This window comes from Microbacterium yannicii (assembly GCF_024055635.1).
GTDB lineage: Bacteria > Actinomycetota > Actinomycetes > Actinomycetales > Microbacteriaceae > Microbacterium > Microbacterium yannicii.
On record NZ_JAMXMB010000014.1, the window covers coordinates 12715 to 30053 of the forward strand.

Annotated in this window: 11 protein-coding genes; 6 read left to right on the top strand and 5 right to left on the bottom strand. The window is 70.7% G+C overall.

The genetic code is table 11. From position 1 onward, the window contains the following. Positions 1 to 118 precede the first annotated feature (118 nt). Entirely contained in the window at positions 119 to 940 is an 822-nt protein-coding gene (locus NCG93_RS06930) for an isocitrate lyase/PEP mutase family protein (protein ID WP_194414674.1), read from the top strand. 273 nt (positions 941 to 1213) lie between these two features. Here the strand turns inward: NCG93_RS06930 and NCG93_RS06935 are convergent, their stop codons facing one another. The 3 genes from NCG93_RS06935 to NCG93_RS06945 form a co-directional block, all read right to left on the bottom strand. Beyond that, a complete protein-coding gene (locus NCG93_RS06935; protein WP_241741903.1) occupies positions 1214 to 2902 on the bottom strand; it encodes an MDR family MFS transporter in 1689 nt (562 codons plus the stop codon). Beyond that, the gene (locus NCG93_RS06940; RefSeq protein ID WP_206687640.1) at positions 2899 to 3549 is read right to left on the bottom strand and encodes a TetR/AcrR family transcriptional regulator; all 651 of its coding nucleotides are present in this window, start codon (positions 3547 to 3549) and stop codon (positions 2899 to 2901) included. The genes NCG93_RS06935 and NCG93_RS06940 overlap by 4 nt, the downstream gene beginning before the upstream one ends. A gap of 123 nt (positions 3550 to 3672) precedes the next feature. After that, positions 3673 to 4776 (bottom strand): substrate-binding domain-containing protein, encoded by a 1104-nt coding sequence (locus tag NCG93_RS06945; RefSeq protein WP_194414672.1) that lies wholly within the window; start codon positions 4774 to 4776, stop codon positions 3673 to 3675. A 187-nt stretch (positions 4777 to 4963) separates the two neighbouring features. Here NCG93_RS06945 and NCG93_RS06950 point away from each other — a divergent pair, with 187 nt between their 5' ends. After that, on the top strand, positions 4964 to 10417 hold the full coding sequence (locus NCG93_RS06950) for a 3-keto-alpha-glucoside-1,2-lyase-like domain-containing protein (protein WP_194414671.1): 5454 nt from the start codon (positions 4964 to 4966) through the stop codon (positions 10415 to 10417). A 198-nt stretch (positions 10418 to 10615) separates the two neighbouring features. On the opposite strand, the gene NCG93_RS06955 is transcribed toward NCG93_RS06950, so the two are convergent. After that, positions 10616 to 12028 carry an aminotransferase-like domain-containing protein gene (locus NCG93_RS06955; RefSeq protein WP_194414670.1) on the bottom strand — a complete coding sequence of 471 codons (1413 nt, stop codon included), beginning with the start codon at positions 12026 to 12028 and terminating at the stop codon, positions 10616 to 10618. Here NCG93_RS06955 and NCG93_RS06960 point away from each other — a divergent pair. After that, positions 12027 to 12950, top strand: coding sequence for a DMT family transporter (locus NCG93_RS06960; RefSeq protein WP_194414669.1), 924 nt, complete (start codon positions 12027 to 12029; stop codon positions 12948 to 12950). The two genes, NCG93_RS06955 and NCG93_RS06960, sit on opposite strands and share 2 nt — an antisense overlap. Next, the gene (locus NCG93_RS06965; protein WP_194414668.1) at positions 12950 to 13555 is read left to right on the top strand and encodes an FMN-binding negative transcriptional regulator; all 606 of its coding nucleotides are present in this window, start codon (positions 12950 to 12952) and stop codon (positions 13553 to 13555) included. The genes NCG93_RS06960 and NCG93_RS06965 overlap by 1 nt, the downstream gene beginning before the upstream one ends. Before the next feature lie 423 nt (positions 13556 to 13978). Here NCG93_RS06965 and NCG93_RS06970 read toward each other — a convergent pair whose 3' ends face one another. Next, a complete protein-coding gene (locus NCG93_RS06970; RefSeq protein ID WP_194414667.1) occupies positions 13979 to 14881 on the bottom strand; it encodes a helix-turn-helix transcriptional regulator in 903 nt (300 codons plus the stop codon). Between the two features lie 100 nt (positions 14882 to 14981). Here NCG93_RS06970 and NCG93_RS06975 point away from each other — a divergent pair, with 100 nt between their 5' ends. Next, positions 14982 to 16238: a multidrug effflux MFS transporter gene (locus tag NCG93_RS06975; protein ID WP_194414666.1), complete on the top strand. Its 1257-nt coding sequence runs from the start codon at positions 14982 to 14984 to the stop codon at positions 16236 to 16238. A gap of 70 nt (positions 16239 to 16308) precedes the next feature. After that, entirely contained in the window at positions 16309 to 17328 is a 1020-nt protein-coding gene (locus NCG93_RS06980) for a zinc-dependent alcohol dehydrogenase family protein (RefSeq protein WP_194414665.1), read from the top strand. Positions 17329 to 17339 lie beyond the last annotated feature (11 nt).

Consider the following 17339-nt stretch of genomic DNA (forward strand, 5'->3'; position numbering starts at 1 on the left):
GCCAGCACGATGGCGAGGGCGGCTCCGCCGCGCTCGCCGATGCTTCGCGCGCCACTGGTACCGTGCGTAGGGGGTGATGCTGCCCCGTCTTTCCGCACATCCGACGGCAGGAGACGCCATGGCCGACGACCTCAGGTTCACGAGCCGAGCGACTGAGCTGCTCGTCCTGCACGCCGGCCGCGGCTTCGTGATCCCGAACGCGTGGGATGCCGGGTCCGCCCGGATCCTCGAACAGGTGGGCTTCCCCGCGATCGCGACCACCAGTGCGGGCATCGCCTGGGCATGCGGCGTCCCCGACGGGAATGCGCTGGACCCCGACACGATGTTCGACCGCGTGGCCGAGATCGTGGGGGCGGTCGGCGTGCCCGTGAGCGCCGATCTGGAAGCGGGCTACGGCGACTCGCCGGCCGCCGTCGGCCGCACCGTTGCGCGGGCGGTGGCACTGGGCATCGCCGGAGCGAACATCGAGGACGCGCAGGACGGCCGGCTGTTCGGCATCGACGAGGCGGTGGAGCGCCTGGTCGCCGCGCGCGCTGCGGCGCCGGCGGGCACCTTCGTGCTGAACGCCCGCACCGACACCTACTTCGGCGGCGTGGCCGGCGACCCGTTCGACGAGACCGTCGAGCGTGCTCGCCGTTACGTCGAGGCCGGCGCCGACTGCATCTTCGTGCCGGGCGTGAACGACGAGGAGACGATCCGGCGACTGGCGGACGTCATCCCCGCACCCCTCAACATCGTCGCCGGGCTCGCCGCCAACGTCATTCCGGTGCACACCCTGTTCGGGCTCGGCGTCTCACGGGTGAGCGTCGGCGGCGGTCTGGCGCGCGCCGCGCTCAGCCTCGTCGAGCGCGCCGGACGCGAACTCAAGGAGTCCGGCACGCTCGGCTTTCTCGACGGCGCTCTCAGCTACGCCGAGATGCAGCGCCGCTTCGGCGCCTGACCCTCGGTTCCGCGAGCTGCTCCCGCGACCGACTCGCCCACCGGCCCCTGGCCCGCCCACGGCCCCCTGACCCGCCCGCCGGTCCCTGAGCCGCCCGCCGGTCCCTGAGCCGCCCGCCGGTCCCTGAGCCGCCCGCCGGTCCCTGAGCCGCCCGCCGGCCCCTGACCTGCCCGCCGGTCCCTGAGCCGCCCGCCGGCCCCTGAGCTTGTCGAAGGGCGCTTCGACAAGCTCAGCGACCGCGGGGCCGCAGGATGCGGCATGAGTGCGTTCCGGCTATCGACCCGCCGAGTCGCGCTGACGGGATCGCCGAGTCGGGCGAGCCGGCGTCCCGGCGTCGCCGTGCTCGGCCGCGCGCTGCTCGGCTTCCAGCCGCTCGGCCTCCTCGCCGCCGATCGCCTCGCCGCGCGCCACGAGCCCCGCGACATCTGACAGGGGGATCTGCTTGAGGAACAGCGCCAGGATGAATGCCACGGCGATGAAGGGCACCAGGTACCAGAACACCGGCGCCAGGGCATCCGCATACGCGTCGACGACCCCCGTCTTCACGGCGTCCGGCAGCGTGCTCAGCACCGACGGGTCGATGGTCGAGGTCGCCTCGCCGGCCTGTTCGGGGCTGGCTCCGGCATCCGTGAACACCTTCGTCAGATTCTCGGTGAGGCGCGTGGTGAACAGGGTGCCGAAGACGGCGGTGCCCAGCGCGGCGCCGACCTCGCGGAAGTAGTTGTTCGTCGACGTGGCGGTGCCGAGGTCGGACGCGGGCACGGCGTTCTGCACGACGAGCACGACCACCTGCATGATGCAGCCCAGTCCGACGCCGAACAGGAACAGGTACGTGCAGATCAGCCAGATGGGGGTCGACGCGTTGAGCGTCGTCATCAGCACCATGGCGATCCCGACGATGATCGTGCCCACGATCGGGAAGATCTTGTACTTGCCCGTCTTGGTGATCAGCAGACCCGAGGCGATCGACGTGCCCATCACGCCGACCATCATCGGGAGCATGAGAAGACCGGATGCCGCGGCCGACGTGCCGGACGACATCTGCAGGAACGTCGGCACGAAGCCGAGGGCGGCGAACATCCCGATGCCGATCGCCATGCCGATCGCCGTCGCGTTGATGAAGATCGGATTGCGGAACATCGACAGCGGCATGATCGGATCGGCCGCGCGCGACTCGGTGAAGATGAACAGCCCGGCGGAGGCGACGAGACCGGCGCCCCACGCCCAGGTGGCGCTCGAGTCCCAGCCGAAGTCGGCAGAGCCGCCGAAGTCGGTGAAGAAGATGAGGCACGTCGTCGCCGCCGTGAGGAACAGCACGCCGAGCCAGTCGATGGGCTTCTCGGCCCGCTTGTTCGGAAGCTTCAGCGCGAACACGGCGACGAAGAACGCCGCGATGCCGACGGGGATGTTGATGTAGAACGCCCACTGCCAGGTGAGGTGATCCACGAAGAAGCCGCCCAGGAGCGGGCCGGCGACGGCCGCGAGGCCGAAGATGCCGCCGAGGGGACCGAGGTACTTGCCGCGCTGGTCGGCCGGCACGATGTCGGCGATGATCGCCTGCGACAGGATCATCAGCCCGCCGCCGCCGAGGCCCTGGATCGCGCGGAAGACCACGAACATCCAGAAGTCCGTCGCGAAGGCGCAGCCCACGGAGGCGAGCGTGAAGATCGCGATCGCGACCATGAACAGGCGCCGCCGGCCGAGCACGTCGCCGAACTTGCCGTAGATCGGCATGACGATGGTCGTCGCGAGGATGTAGGCGGTCGTGATCCAGACCTGGTGCGAGACGCCCCCCAGCTCGCCGACGATCGTCGGCATCGCGGTCGAGACGATCGTCTGGTCGAGGCTCGACAGCAGCATGCCCGCGATCAGGGCGGAGAAGATGATCCAGATGCGCCGCTGCGTGAGCAGGAACGGCGCGTCACCGTCGGGTCTGACGGTGGGGACGGTGGCGGTGGTCATTCGGGCGATCCCATCAGTGCGTTCTGTGTGGCGAAGAGCGCGCGCGCCGCGGCGACGCGCCGTTCGAAGATGTCGATGAAGGTGTCGTCGCTGCCCGGGACGAGGAACTCGCCGGCGGCGGAGCGGACGAGGGCGCCGACGACCTGGGCGGCCACCTGCGCGCGGAGGTCGCCCGACGGCAGGTTCTCGCGCTGCTCGATCAGCCGCGCGTCGAACTTCTCGCTCTCGGCGCCGAGCTCGAGCATCCGCGCGAGCAGGCGGGGTTCCTTCTCGACCGCGCGGAACAGGTCATGCACGGTGTCGGGCGCGATGTCGAGGGCGCGCCAGCGCTCCTCGGCGAGCAGCGCGAGCTCCGTCAGCAGGTTCGGTGAGAGAGCCGGCCCCTCGGATCCGTGGGCGAGGAAGCGGGCGACGGCCGCGGCATCCGATCGTTCCAGCGGGATGCCGAGCACGGCGTCGTCCTTCGACGCGAAGTAGTTGAAGAAGGTGCGCCGCGACACGTCTGCTTCAGCGCACAGCTCCTCGACCGTGAACCCGCTGAGGCCGTGCTCGGCGGTCAGGCGCCGGGCCGAGCGGATCAGTGTTCGCGTCGTCTCGGAACGCCGGCGCTCACGAAGCCCTTCTGCACTATCAGTCACGGAATGCATTTTTGCACTGAAGCATCGTTCGTGCAAACGCGGCGTTGCTCAGCCCGTCCTGGGGGACGCGCGAAAGGGCAGATGCCCGCACCACGCAGAGCGCGGAGATCTACCCTTTGCGATTCCGGGGGGTCAGCGGCCCGGGCGCAGCGTCGAGTCGCGAGGCAGCAGCTCGGGCAGCAGGTGCACACGCTGCACGGGGCGGCGGCTGCCCTCGCTCAGCCGCGCGACCATCGTCTCCACGGCGAGTCGCCCCACGTGCTGCTTGGGCGGGCGCAGGGCCGTGATCGGGGGCTCGGCACTCTCGGCGACCTCGTCGTCATAGGCGATGATGGCGAGGTCGGCTGGGATCGACCAGCCGTGGTCACGGGCGTACTGCTCCAGCAGCACCGCCTGCGGGTCGTTGTGGATCAGCAGCGCGGTGGTGGAGGTCTCGCGGCAGCGCTCGAGCAGGTCGGCGATGAGCGCCTCGCGCGCGACGCCGTCGAGGGCGTCGGGCGTCGCATCGACGTCAACGAGGCACTCCAAGCCCAGGTCTGCCACCGCGCGGTCCCAGCCGCGGCGCAGCTGCCACGACGTGGGGGAGCCGGCGGACGTCAGGATGCCGACGCGGCGGTGTCCGAGCGAGGCGAGGTGGTCGGCGGCCAAAGAGCCTCCGAAGACGTGGTCGGTGGTGACCCACTCGAGCCTCGTCAGGGCGAGGGCGGAGGGCACCCGTCGCTCGGCCAGCACGACGGGGATCGGCAGCGCTTCCAGCCAGTGCAGCAGTGCCCGACCGTCGGCCCCGAGCGTCTCGGGCGCCACGATGAGTCCGTGGAGGCTGCCCGATTCGACGAGTGAGGAGATCTGGCGGCGCTGGTCGTCGACGGAGTAGCTCGCGCCGCGCAGGATGAGCTGGACGCCGAGGTCGGTGGCTGCCGCGCGCGCGCCGATCATGATGTGGGGCCAGTAGTAGCTGAGCGACGGCACCACCATGCCGACGCGAAATCGGATGGGCGCTCCCGCCGACGCGGGCACCGTGGTGTCGAGCCGGCTGCGCAGCGTCGCGCCGCCGTGCACGCGTGTGACGAGTCCGCGATCGGCGAGATGGCCGATGTCGCGGCGGATCGTGAGCTCCGACACCCGCAGTTCGCGGGCGAGATCGGCGACGCGGACCGAGCCCGTCCGGCGCAGCTCGTCCAGGATGTGCTCGCGGCGGGAGAGGCCGAAGGCGGGCGGGTCGAGAGGCGGCTCCATGATCGCCTCAGCGTACAACTGTGGTCGAATCGGTTCAAGCATGAACGAATCTGTTCGAATGGCTTTCGGCGTACGCCTCTTCCGATGCAGGATCTCGCTGCGGGCACGCGGTCGTGCCCCTTTCGTGCGTCGAAGCCGGCCCCGGTTCGCGAGCGCACGTGCACAGCCCCAGGAAACGGAGACTGCGATGTCGCAGGCAGGGACGCCTCGTCCGAAGGACGCTCAGAAGCCCACGCGCAGGATGAGGATCGCGGTGGCGGCGGCGGTGACCGCCGCGGTGATCGTGGCCCCGCTCGCCGTGCCGACCATGGCGCAGGCGGCGGTGACCGACCCGGTCGTCGTGAACGTCACCGGCGCCGACGTCGCGGCGGCCGCACTGAACAAGAACGGTCTCACGTTCAAGGGCTTCGGTGTGCTGTCGGCCAACTCGACCAGCGCGCTCCTCCTCGACTACAAGTCGCAGCATCCCGACAAGTACTGGGAGCTGATCGAGACGCTCTTCGGGGGCGACCACCCGATCATGAACACCGTCAAGATCGAGATGGGCAACGACCGCAACACCTCGACGGGCCCCAACGCGTCGACGATGCGCACGCGCGACGAATACCCCAACGTGCAGCGCGAGCCAGGCTTCCAGCTCGCCGCCGACGCGCAGCTCGTCGCACATGGCGACGTCCACCTGAGCCTCCTGCGGTGGAACCGCCCGGCGTGGGTGCAGAACGACGCCGACCAGTACATCTGGTTCAAGAACACCGTGCTGGCCGCCTACCGCGCCTACGGCGTCATGGTCGACTCGATCAACCCCGACACGAACGAGACCAGCACCCCCAACATCCAGCTGTACAAGAACTTCTCCGCCTGGGTCGCGGCCGACACCGCGGGGTACCAGGGCGCCGACGCCTCCGACCCCAGCAACGGCTTCGCCTCGGAGGAGGAGAAGAACCTCTTCCACGCGATCGAGACCGTCGCCGCCGACACCGTCGGCACGCCGCCGGTGTCGTTCGGCAACGCGATGACCTCGGCCACCGACGCCTCGCTCCGCGACGCCGTCGACGTCGTGGGATTCCACTACTCCAGCGCCGATGACAGCGCCGGCAACATGAAGAAGATCGCCGAGCAGCTCGACAAGGAGGTCTGGAACTCGGAGGGCCAGTCGACCTTCTCCAGCTCGGCCGACCGCCCCAACAACAACGTCAGCAACGAGCAGGGCGGCTTCGGCACCCAGTTCGGCGGCACCAACAGCGCGCTCGAGATGGGCAACTGGGTGACCACCGGGTTCGCCGCCTCGCGCCGGACGCTGAACATCTTCCAGCCCGCCATCGGATCCTTCTACGACGGGTTCCAGTACTCGTCGAAGGAGCTCGTCAACGCCCGCGACCCGTGGTCGGGCTGGATGTACTACGACGGCGGCCTCGCGGTCATCGAGCAGTTCACTCAGTTCGCGAAGCTCGGGTGGGAGAACGCCGACAACACGGCCGGCATCTGGCGGGCCATCCCGCAGGCCTCAAAGAGCGAGCTCGGCACCGGCAACCCGCCCAGCGGAGCGCGTGCAGGCGGGGCGTCGTACACGACGCTGGCGGCGCCCGACGCCTCGGACTTCTCGACGGTCATCATCAACGACAGCACCTTCACGAAGACGTACCGCATCGTCGCGAAGGACCTGAACCTCGGCGCCGACCAGACGGCCGAGCTCTGGGAGACCCGGGCCGCCGACGCTGGGCAGGCGTACGACGCGAACTACCTCAAGCCGGTCGGCGAGCTCACGCCCGCCGCCGACGGCGCGTACACCGTCACGGTCAAGCCGTGGTCGGCGCTCACGGTCACGACGCTGGACCACGCGACCCCGGGCGCCGGCGGCGCCCTCACCGCCAAGGACGGCTACGGCAGCGCGCTGCCCACGTCGAAGGAGTACACGGATGCCGACGGCGGCCGTGATGTGCTCGACACCGACGCGAGCGGCAACGTCAACGGCGTGATCGACGACGCGTTCATCTACGCCGACGACTTCGACTACAGCGAAGAAGGCGCGATCAAGAGCTACGACCCGGAGAGCGGTCAGTTGATCGATTCCGGCCAGTCGTACCTCGACAGTCGCGGCGCCGCGGCGAGGCCCGCAGGAACGCCCGCGGTGCAGAACGAGGACATCGGCGCGACGCCCCGCTACACCAACGACACCAACGGCGCGTTCGAATCGGTCGCGACCGCCGACTCGGCGCACGACCGCGTGCTGCGTCAGCAGGTCGGCCCGGGCATGGCCGGCGGAGCATGGAACGCCGGTGACCCGAAGACCACGATCGGCGACGCGCGGTGGACGAACTACACGGTCTCGTCGGACGTGCTGTTCGAGGCGACCGGCTCGCAGTACGCGACCATCGGCGCGCGCGAGCAGGGCGGCACGGCCAATGGACAGAGCGTCTCCGTCGCGGAGCTGAAGATCGACCCGACCGGCGCCTGGACCTTCATGCGCTTCGGCGCGACGCTCTCGACGGGCACCGTGGCGAGCACGCCGGCCGCCGGCTTCAAGACCGGCGCGGGCGTGTGGAACAACATCGCGGTGAAGGTCGCCGGATCCGTGTACACCGCCTACGTCAACGGCGTGCAGGTGGCGACGTACACGGATGCCGCGCCGCAGGCCGCCGGCCGTATCCAGCTCGGCTCGAGCTTCAACTTCGTGCAGTTCGACAACCTGAAGATCGAGACCGTGCCCGGCTACACGCCGTACTACGCGACGATCATCGACGGCATGCACCAGACCAGCTGGGAGGACCGATCCGTGCCCGTGCTGACCTTCGACGCGAGCTGGAGCCACGCGAACGGCCAGGGCATGTTCGAGTGGCAGCGCACCGCCTCGAAGAGCACGGCCAAGGGCGCGGCGATGACGTACGCGTTCACCGGCACCGGCCTCGACATCATCGGCACGAACAGCGGCGCCACCACGCTCGACGTGAGCGTGGACGGCGTCCCGATCGTGGCGGCCGCACCGACCTTCGCCGCAGGCAGTGAGCGGACGACGTTCATCCTGCGAGGGCTGAAGGATGCTGCGCACACCGTGGTCATCAAGACCGCGAACGACGCCTCGATCAACGTCGACGCGGTGGGCGTGATCACCGCCACCGCGGACTCCGCCGCGGTGGACACCACGGCGCTCGCCGCCGCGATCGACTCGGTGAAGGGTCTGGACGAGAGCGAGTACAGCGCCGAGACATGGGCGGTGTTCGCGGCGGCGCTCGCCGACGCGACCTCCGCGGTTGCCGACGCCGACGCCTACGGCCTCGACGCCGAGGGGGCCGCGGCGCTCGCCGCGCGGCTCACGGTGGCGGCCGACGGCCTGACGCCCAAGGACGTCAGCGCCGATGTGATCAACCTCGGCGTGGTGTCGATCACCTCGACCGATCGCACGCTGCCGGCCAAGCTGACTCTCGCCGGTGTCGACGCCAAGGTCACCTGGAGCCTCGGCTCCGTCGCCGCCGCGAAGACCACGGCCGAGCTCGGCACGTTCGCTGCGACGGGTCGTTCGACCGAGAAGCTCTCGTCCGGCGTGTACCAGCGCTTCAGCGCCACGGTCCTCGTCGTCCCGGCCGACCTCGAGTACTTCATCGACTCCGGCTCGTCGGGTGCGCCGGAGGGATCGGCCTACGCCGCGGCCGCGGCATCCTTCCCAGAGCTGCGCAACGACACGAGCGACCAGAAGTGGGACGGGACGACGACCGGCGAGACGTGGGGCTACTCCACGGCGGCCACGACGCTGGCCGCCGGCAACCCCCAGGACTGGGGCTCGTCGTACGTCGGTGCCGACTTCAACAAGCCGATCACGTATCACCTCACGCTGCCCGCGGGCTCGTACAACATCGTCGGCGTGCAGGCGCCGCGTGCGGGCCTCACGACCAACGTGTACTCCAAGGTGAAGGTGGCGGGCACCGAGACCACCAAGTCCGCCGTGTCGACGGGCGCGGCCACGCCGGTCGCGCAGACGCTCACGATCGATGCCGACGCCGTGGTGGATCTCGAGTTCGGCACGACGGGCACGAGCGGCTACAACGCCCGCCTGGCGCTGGTCTACGTGCAGAGTCTGCCGCGCGACCTCGGGGTGCAGCGTGCTCTGGGCGTCGACGACGACCTGCCCGAGACGGTCGTCGTCGCGGGCACCGAGCGGGCCGTGGAGTGGGATGCCGCATCCGCCGCACAGCCGCGCACCGAGTACGCGAAGCTCACGGTGACCGGTCGCCTGACCGACACCGACCAGGCTGTCGTCGCGGGCTTCGAGATCGTTCCGCCGGCGCTGGTGTACTACATCGACGCGGGAACGAGCGGTGCGGCATCGCCGCAGTATACGGCGGTCGCCGGCTCGGTGGCGCTGCGCAACGACAAGGTCGACCAGGTCTCGACGGCCGCCGACCAGTGGGGCTACGTCGCCGACGGCATGAAGACGAAGGGCACCACCGACATCAACGACAAGTACTCGACGGGTCTCTACCAGGACACCACGAAGCTCGTCTACCGGCTGCCGCTCGACGCGGGCACGTACACCCTCACCGGTGGATTCACCGAGTGGTGGGGCGTGAACCGCGCGATGTACCAGACGGTGTCGGTCGGGGGAACCGAGCTCGCCAAGGGCACGGTGCCGCTGTCGGGCTCGAACACGCCGATCGCCGCTCCGCTCACCTTCACGCTGACCGCCCCGGCCACCGTGGAGTACCTGGTGACCAACGAGGGTGCCGGCAGCGAGAAGCCGGTCATCTCGTGGCTCGCGGTCGCCGACCAGACGCTTCCGGGCGCCCCGCAGAACCCGACCGCGGCCCTGGCTGGCGACACCTCCATCAAGGTCTCGTGGGATGCCTCGGCCCTCACCGGACCGGGCTTCACCGGGTATCGCGTCTACGAGGCCGGCGCCACCGATCCGGTGTGCGAGACGAGCGGCACGACCTGCACCGTCAAGGCGCTGGAGCTCGGCACGACCCACGCGTACGAGATCGCGGGAGTGAACGTCCTCGGCGAGGGCGAGCGCTCGGTGGCCACGGCATCCGTCACCCTTCCCGAGGTCGCGTCGAACGACGGTGCGAAGACGGCTCCGGCCAAGGGCGTGCTCTCGTCGAACGACGGCTGGGACACCGGCCTGAAGGACGGGACGTTCCAGGTCACGATGAACCTGTGGTGGGGTGAGAACGGCTCGCTGTTCAAGCTCTACCGCGATGGCGAGCTCGTGGCCAAGGTGCCGCTGACCATGATGTCGCCCGGCGCGCAGCGTGCCGTCGTCGACATCGAGGGCCTCCCGAACGGCACCTACGTCTTCACCGGCCAGCTGGTGAACTCGAAGGGCACCACCGCGACGCAGCCGCTCACCGTGAAGGTGACGGATGCCGCGCCGGCCAAGCCCGTGCTGTCGGCCGACAACAAGGACGGCGATGGGAAGTACACCGTCACCGCCGACCTGTGGTGGGGCACGAACGCCACGTCGTACCGGTTCCTCGAGAACGGCGTGGAGGTCGGGGCCGGTGCGCTGACCGCCGCTTCGCCCGGTGCGCAGCGCGCGACGCTGCCGGTCACCGGCAAGGCGAAGGGCACGTACACCTACACGGTGGAGTTCACCAACGCGGCGGGCACCACGGTGAGCGCCCCGCTCAAGGTGGCCGTGACGAAGTAGCCCAGAGCGACGGAACGCGCCCCGGGGCCCTGCGGAGGCTCGGGGCGCGTTCCGTCTCGCTCGTTCCTCGCTCGCTCAACGACCGGGACCTTGACTTCCGGTCGTTGAGCGAGGGAGCGCCAGCGACCGAGACGAAACGCCTCCGGCCGGCGAGCAACGCCGGGTGCGAGGCGATCCGACGGGCGGTGCGCGGGGGGATCAGCCTGCGACAGCGTCGAGCACGTCGCCGAGGATGCGCGCCGCCTCGGGGAATCGTCCCGGATCGTCGCTCGAGTAGTTCAGGCGCACATACGGTCCCGACGGCTCGGCGGGGAACCACTCGTCTCCCGCGGCGATGATGAGCCCCCGCGCTTCGGCCTCGCGCACGACGAGCGCGGCATCCGTGCCATCCGGCAGTCGCGCCCAGAGGTTGAGGCCGCCCTTCGGCGTCGTCTCGATATGCGCTGTCGGGGCGTGCTCGCGCACGCTGTCGCGCAGCAGGTCGCGCCGCGCCCTCAGCTGAGGACGCAGGCTCTTCAGGTGGGTGCGCCACGCGGGTTGCGTGACGACGTCGAGCGCTGCGGCCTGCAGCAGTCCGCTGACGTACATCGATTCGGCTGCGCGATCGGTGAGGATGCGCTCGCGCGCCGGCCCACGGGCGATGACGGATGCCACGCGCAGCGCCGGCGACACGCTCTTGGTGAGCGAGCGCAGGTAGATGACGTGGCCGTCGTCGTCGTGTGCGGCGATGGGGCGGGGATCGGCGTCGATCGCGAGATCATGCGCCCAGTCGTCCTCCACGAGGAACGCGCCTCGCCGGCGGACGACCTCGAGGACGGCGTCCGCGACCTCAGCTGTCCACTGACCGCCCATCGGATTGGCGAACGTCGGCTGCGCGTAGAACGCGCGGGCTCCGGTGCGCTCCAGCGCCCGGTCGACCTCGTCGGGATCGGGACCGTCGGGGCCGGAGGGAACGGGGACCAGGATGACGCCGGCCTGCTCCGCCGCGAGCATGGCGCCCCAGTAGGTGGGCGACTCGATGAGGAGCGGCTGCCCGGGCCCGACGACCGCGCGGAAGATGGACGACAGGCCGCTCTGGCTGCCCGAGATCACCAGCACGTCCCGTGCCGCGGGCGGGGTGACGCCCGAGGGAGCACTGGCAGCCAGCTCGTGAGCGAACCACTCCTGCAGCTCGGGCATGCCGGTCACCGGGGAACGGGTGATCGCGGCGCTGGAGCGCGCCGCGCGGGAGATCGCGGCGCGCACCGCACGCTCCGGCAGGAGATCGGATGCCGGATACCCGGAGTGCAGTCCGATGGCGTCGGGCGCGACGGACCGCTGGGTCGAGGACAGCGCCGACAGTCGTGCCGGGGGCGCGCCCAGCGCCCCGGCCTGCCAGCCGTAGTCGGCCGGCCTCGTCGCGCGCACGGCTCGCACGAACGTGCCGATGCCGGGCCGGCTCTCGACGAGCCCGGCGTCGATGAGCGTCCGCATGGCCTTCTGCACGGTCACCGGACTCGCCGAGTGCTCGGCGACCAGCGCGCGGTTGGACGGGAGACGCGCGCCGGGCGGCGCGGTGGCGATCCAGGCGCGGATGCCGACCGCGATGCGCGTAGTGCTATCCTGACTCATGACACAAGATAGTAGCGCTACTCTGTCCGTTGCGCCGGTGCTACACCGGTTCGCGGGTTTGGGATGGGGACTCGTCGGCATTGTCGCGTTCTCATTCACGCTGCCGTTCACCCGCGTCGCAGTCGGCGGACTGTCGCCGCTGTTCATCGGAGCCGGCCGCGCCGTGGTCGCCGCCGCGCTGGCGGCCGTCGCGCTCTCGCTCACCCGTCAGCACTGGCCCGACGCCGTGCAGTGGGCGCGCGTGGCCGTCGTGGCAGCCGGGGTCGTCGTGGGCTTCCCGCTCCTCACCTCGTACGCTCTGCTGTCGGTGCCGGCGAACCATGCCGTCGTCGTCATCGGCCTCCTTCCCGCCGCGACCGCGGTCATGGCGGTGCTCCGTGGCAAGGAGCGCCCGGCCGTGTCGTTCTGGGTGTTCGCGAGCCTCGGCGCCGTCGCGGCGATGGCCTTCGCCTCGCTGCAGAACGGGGGTCTCGGACAGCTGCACCAGGCCGATCTCCTGCTGTTCTTCGCGGTGCTGCTCTGCGCCATGGGATACGCGGAGGGCGGGCTGCTCGCCCGCGAGCTCGGCGCGTGGCAGACGGTGTCGTGGGCGCTCGTGCTGGCCGCGCCGCTCATGACGGTCGCGACGATCGTCGCCGTCGTCCAGCAGCCGCCCGCTGCCGGGCCGGTCGAGTGGGCGGCGTTCGCCTACCTCGCGGCGGTCAGCATGTTCCTGGGCTTCTTCGCCTGGTACCGCGGGCTTGCGATCGGCCCGATCGCCCAGGTCAGCCAGGTGCAGCTCATCCAGCCCGTGCTCGGCATCCTGTGGTCCGCCCTCTTCCTGCACGAGCGCATCGGGCTGCCCACGCTGCTCGGCGGGCTTGCCGTCATCGCCTGCGCCGGTCTCGCCGTCCGCACCCGACTCATCCGAAAGGAACGCTGATGCGACACACGCCGCGCTATCTCATGACCGACCCCGAGCAGGTCAAGGAGCTGATCCGCCGTCACCCGTGGGCGACGTTCGTCTCGCACACGGCAGACGGGCTGGTCGCCTCGCACTACCCGGTGCTCCTCGACGAGGAGGCCGAGGACATCGTCCTGCTCAGCCATTTCGGCCGGCCCGACGACGAGCTGCACGAGCTCGGCAGCCACGAGATGCTCGTGATCGTGCAGGGGCCGCACGACTACGTCTCGCCGAGCTGGTACGCCCCCGGCGACCTCGTCCCGACCTGGAATCACATCACGGCGCACCTGTACGGCACGCCGGAGATCCTCACCGAGGAGGCCAACTACGCCATGCTCTCGCGCCTGACGGACCACTTCGAGGCGGGGCATCCGCACGCGCGCAGCCTCGGCGAGGACGAGGCCGGCACGCGCCGCATCGCGAAGGGCACCGTCGGCCTGCGCCTGCGCGTCACGCGGTTCGACGCCCGCGCCAAGCTCAGCCAGAACAAGTCCGCGGAGGTGCGTGAGAACATCACGGACCACCTCGCCGGTCGAAACCCCGCGCTCGCGCAGGCGATGCGGGACGTCTCGCCCGTGCAGTGATCGCGGCGCGTTTCGTCTCGCTCGTTCCTCGCTCGCTCAACGACCGGGACCTTGACCTCCGGTCGATGAGCGAGGGAGCGCCAGCGACCGAGACGAAACGGCTCGGGACTGCGAGCAGCGCCGGGTGCGGCGCGTTTCGTCTCGCTCGTTCCTCGCTCGCTCAACGACCGGGACCTTGGCCGGGGCGCGTTTCGTCTCGCTCGTTCCTCGCTCGCTCAACGACCGGGACCTTGGCCGCGGCGCGTTTCGTCTCGCTCGTTCCTCGCTCGCTCAACGACCGGGACCTTGACCTCCGGTCGTTGAGCGAGGGAGCGCCAGCGACCGAGACGAAACGGCTCGGGACTGCGAGCAGCGCCGGGCGCGGCGGGTATCGTCGCGCTCGTTCCTCGCTCGCTCCACGACCGGGACCGTGCGGCAGGCCCCTCAGGCGCCGTCTGCCGCGAGCAGGTCGGCGCTCGCCGCCTCGTCGGGCCGGTGGGTCGCCGCCCACGAGGCGAGCAGGCGGAGGCGCTCGGCGGAGGGCGAACCGGGCTCGGCGGTGTAGATCAGCATGACGTTGCCGGGCTCGGCGGTGAGCGCCAGCTCTTCGTACGCGAGGATGAGCTCGCCCACGACCGGGTGATGGAACCGCTTCGTGCCCGCGCCATGTGTGCGCACATCGTGCGCCGCCCACAGCCGGCGGAAGGTCTCGCTGCGCGTCGACAGCTCGCCGACCAGTTCCTGCATGGCGGGATCGTGCGGATCGCGGCCGGCCTCGGCGCGCATCACCCCGACGCACATCTCGGCGAACCGATCCCAGTCGGGGTAGAACTCCCGGGCGGCCGGGTCGAGGAACTGGAAGCGGGCGAGGTTCGGCACCCGACCGCTGTCGCCGATGACCGGGGAGTAGAACGCGCGGCCCAGCTCGTTCACGGCGAGGAGGTTCTGACGCGGATCGCGGACGAACGCGACCCCGTCGGTGATCGACGCGAGGGCCCACTGCAGGCTCGGCCGGGCGGCCGCCGGCCGCGCGGCGCGCCGCCGGGGGCGACCGCTGGTCGGGATGCCGTCCGCCGCGCGAGCCAGGTCCAGCAGGTGGGCGTGCTCGGCGTCGTCGAGCTGCAGGGCGCGGGCGATGGCATCCAGCACCGACGCCGACGCACCGGCGATCGCGCCGCGCTCCAGCTTCGCGTAGTACTCGACGCTGACCCCCGCCAGCACGGCCACCTCGCCACGGCGGAGCCCGGCGACCCGCCGACCCGATCCGGCGGCGATGCCCGCAGCGTCCGGTGTGACGCGGGCGCGGCGCGTCATCAGGAACTCGCGGACCTCGGCTCGATTGTCCATAGGAGAAGGCTAGATCGACTCCGGCCGGCGAAGGGTGCCCTGTCGATACACGTCTCATCAGGAACTCCCCCCGCCATCGCCCGTGGGCGAGGCTCGATGCATGACCGATTCCGCCGCCCCGCTGCGCCCTGCCCTCACCCGGCTGCTGCCGACGCTGCTGCTCCTGCTGACGGTGTTCGGCCCGATCTCGATGGACCTGTACCTGCCCGCCCTGCCGGCCCTCACCGCCGACCTCGACGCGTCGACCTCGATCGCACAGCTCACCATCACGGCATGCCTCGTGGGACTCGCCGCCGGCCAGCTGCTCGCCGGCCCGCTGTCGGATCGCTTCGGCCGCCGCGGCATCCTGCTTGTCGGCGTCGCGGCGTACGTCGCGACGTCGGCGCTCTGCGCCGCCAGCCCGACCGTCGAGATGCTGATCGTCGCGCGCTTCGTGCAGGGCCTCGCCGGCGGCGTCGGCATCGTCATCGCGCAGGCCGCGGGTCGCGACGTCTACTCCGGCGGTGCGCTCATCCGCTTCTACGGCCGACTGACCGTCGTCGGTGGTCTCGCCGCCGTCATCGGGCCGCTCCTCGGCGGGCTGCTCACCGCCGTCACCGACTGGCGCGGGCTGTTCGCCGTGCTCGCCGTCGTCGGCGCCGGCATTCTTGTGATCGCGGCGGTCGCCTTTCCCGAGACGCTGCCGGCCTCCCGTCGCACACGTGGCGGGTGGGCCCAGACGATGCGCGACTACCGGACCCTGGTGACGGATGCCCCGTTCCTGGGTGCCGTGCTCAACCAGGGGTTCCTCTACGCGGCGCTGTTCGCGTACCTGGCGGGAGCGACGTTCGTGCTCCAGGACATCTACGGACTGAGCCCCCTCGGCTACGCGCTGGCGTTCGGCCTGAACTCGGCGGGGTTCATGGTGTTCGGCTACGTCGCCGGCCGGCTCGCCGAGCGCTGGAGCGTTCGCGGGACGCTGGTCGCGGGCGTCATCGTCGCCGGCGGCGGCGCGGCGGGGCTGCTCGTCGCAGGGCTGACTCCGATGCCGCTCTGGGTCGTGATCGTCGCGCTCTTCGCGCTCTCGGTCGGCGTCGCGATCAGCTCTCCGCCCGCGACGACCCTCGCGCTCGTAGGCTATCCGCAGATGGCCGGAACGGCGTCGTCGCTGCTGGGCATGGTGCGCTTCGGCTTCGGCGGGGTCGCCGCTCCGCTGGTCGGTGTGGCGGGTGCCGCGAGCATCCTCCCGCTCGGCCTCGTGACGGTCGTCGCTGTCGGACTCTCGGCCGTCGCCTTCTTCGCCCTCGCCCGCCGGCGCGGGGCCGGCTCCGACACGGAGCAGGTGCCGGAGCAGGCAGCGGTCGCGGCATCCGTCTGAAACTCGAACGTCCCTCAACCCGACTACGTCCCCACCGACATCCCTCACCACGACTACAAGGAGAATCCACATGCGCGCAGTCGTCATGCACGCCCCCGGCGACGTCCGGGTCGAAGAGCGGGCCGACCCGACCATCACGAGGCCGACCGATGCCATCATCCGTCTCGCCGCCTCCTGCATCTGCGGGTCGGACCTCTGGCCGTACCGCGGCGACGACGCGGTCGACCACACGCCGATGGGCCACGAATACGTCGGTGTCGTGACCGAGATCGGCGACAAGGTGTCGCAGGTGAAGGTCGGCGACTTCGTCGTCGGATCGTTCTTCGCGTCCGACAACACCTGCGAGATCTGCCAGGCGGGCTACCAGTCCCGATGCATCCACGCGTACCCGATGGGAGCGATCGGCACGCAGGCCGAGTACGCGCTCATCCCCATGGCCGATGGGACCCTCGTCGCCACGCCGGGCGCGCCCGACCCGGAGCTGATCCCGTCGCTGCTGGCGGCATCCGACGTCCTGGGCACCGGCTGGTTCGCGGCGGTCGCCGCCGAAGCCGGCCCGGGCAAGACCGTCGCGGTCGTCGGCGACGGCGCGGTGGGTCTGCTCGGCATCCTCGCCGCGCGGGAGCTGGGCGCCGAGCGGATCATCGCGATGAGCCGCCACGCCGACCGGCAGGCGCTCGCCCGCGAGTTCGGCGCGACCGACATCGTCGAGGAGCGCGGGGACGCGGGTGTCGCGCGGATCAAGGAGCTCACCGGCGGCTACGGCGCCCACAGCGTGATCGAGGCCGTCGGGACGCAGGAGTCGATGATGCAGGCGATCCGCGCGACGCGGGCCGGCGGCCACGTCGGCTACGTCGGCGTCTCGCACGACGTGTCGCTCGACGGCCTCGAGCTGTTCTTCTCCGGTGTGCACCTGCACGGCGGGCCCGCCCCGGTGCGCCGGTTCCTGCCGGAGCTGATCCAGCTCATCTGGGACCGCAAGATCGATCCGGGCAAGGTCTTCGATCTGACGCTGCCGCTCGATGAGGCTGCCGAAGGCTATCGCGCGATGGACGAGCGCCGCGCCACGAAGGTGCTGCTGACGGTGTGACTCGCGCTGCC

Excerpts from the sequence above, each read along its gene's own strand:
- NCG93_RS06960 (WP_194414669.1), top strand. The coding sequence starts at position 12,027 with ATGACACAAGATAGTAGCGCTACTCTGTCCGTTGCGCCGGTGCTACAC.
- NCG93_RS06970 (WP_194414667.1), bottom strand. The coding sequence starts at position 14,881 with ATGGACAATCGAGCCGAGGTCCGCGAGTTCCTGATGACGCGCCGCGCC.
- NCG93_RS06980 (WP_194414665.1), top strand. The coding sequence starts at position 16,309 with ATGCGCGCAGTCGTCATGCACGCCCCCGGCGACGTCCGGGTCGAAGAG.
- NCG93_RS06935 (WP_241741903.1), bottom strand. The coding sequence starts at position 2,902 with ATGACCACCGCCACCGTCCCCACCGTCAGACCCGACGGTGACGCGCCG.
- NCG93_RS06965 (WP_194414668.1), top strand. The coding sequence starts at position 12,950 with ATGCGACACACGCCGCGCTATCTCATGACCGACCCCGAGCAGGTCAAG.
- NCG93_RS06975 (WP_194414666.1), top strand. The coding sequence starts at position 14,982 with ATGACCGATTCCGCCGCCCCGCTGCGCCCTGCCCTCACCCGGCTGCTG.
- NCG93_RS06940 (WP_206687640.1), bottom strand. The coding sequence starts at position 3,549 with ATGCATTCCGTGACTGATAGTGCAGAAGGGCTTCGTGAGCGCCGGCGT.
- NCG93_RS06950 (WP_194414671.1), top strand. The coding sequence starts at position 4,964 with ATGTCGCAGGCAGGGACGCCTCGTCCGAAGGACGCTCAGAAGCCCACG.
- NCG93_RS06945 (WP_194414672.1), bottom strand. The coding sequence starts at position 4,776 with ATGGAGCCGCCTCTCGACCCGCCCGCCTTCGGCCTCTCCCGCCGCGAG.
- NCG93_RS06955 (WP_194414670.1), bottom strand. The coding sequence starts at position 12,028 with ATGAGTCAGGATAGCACTACGCGCATCGCGGTCGGCATCCGCGCCTGG.
- NCG93_RS06930 (WP_194414674.1), top strand. The coding sequence starts at position 119 with ATGGCCGACGACCTCAGGTTCACGAGCCGAGCGACTGAGCTGCTCGTC.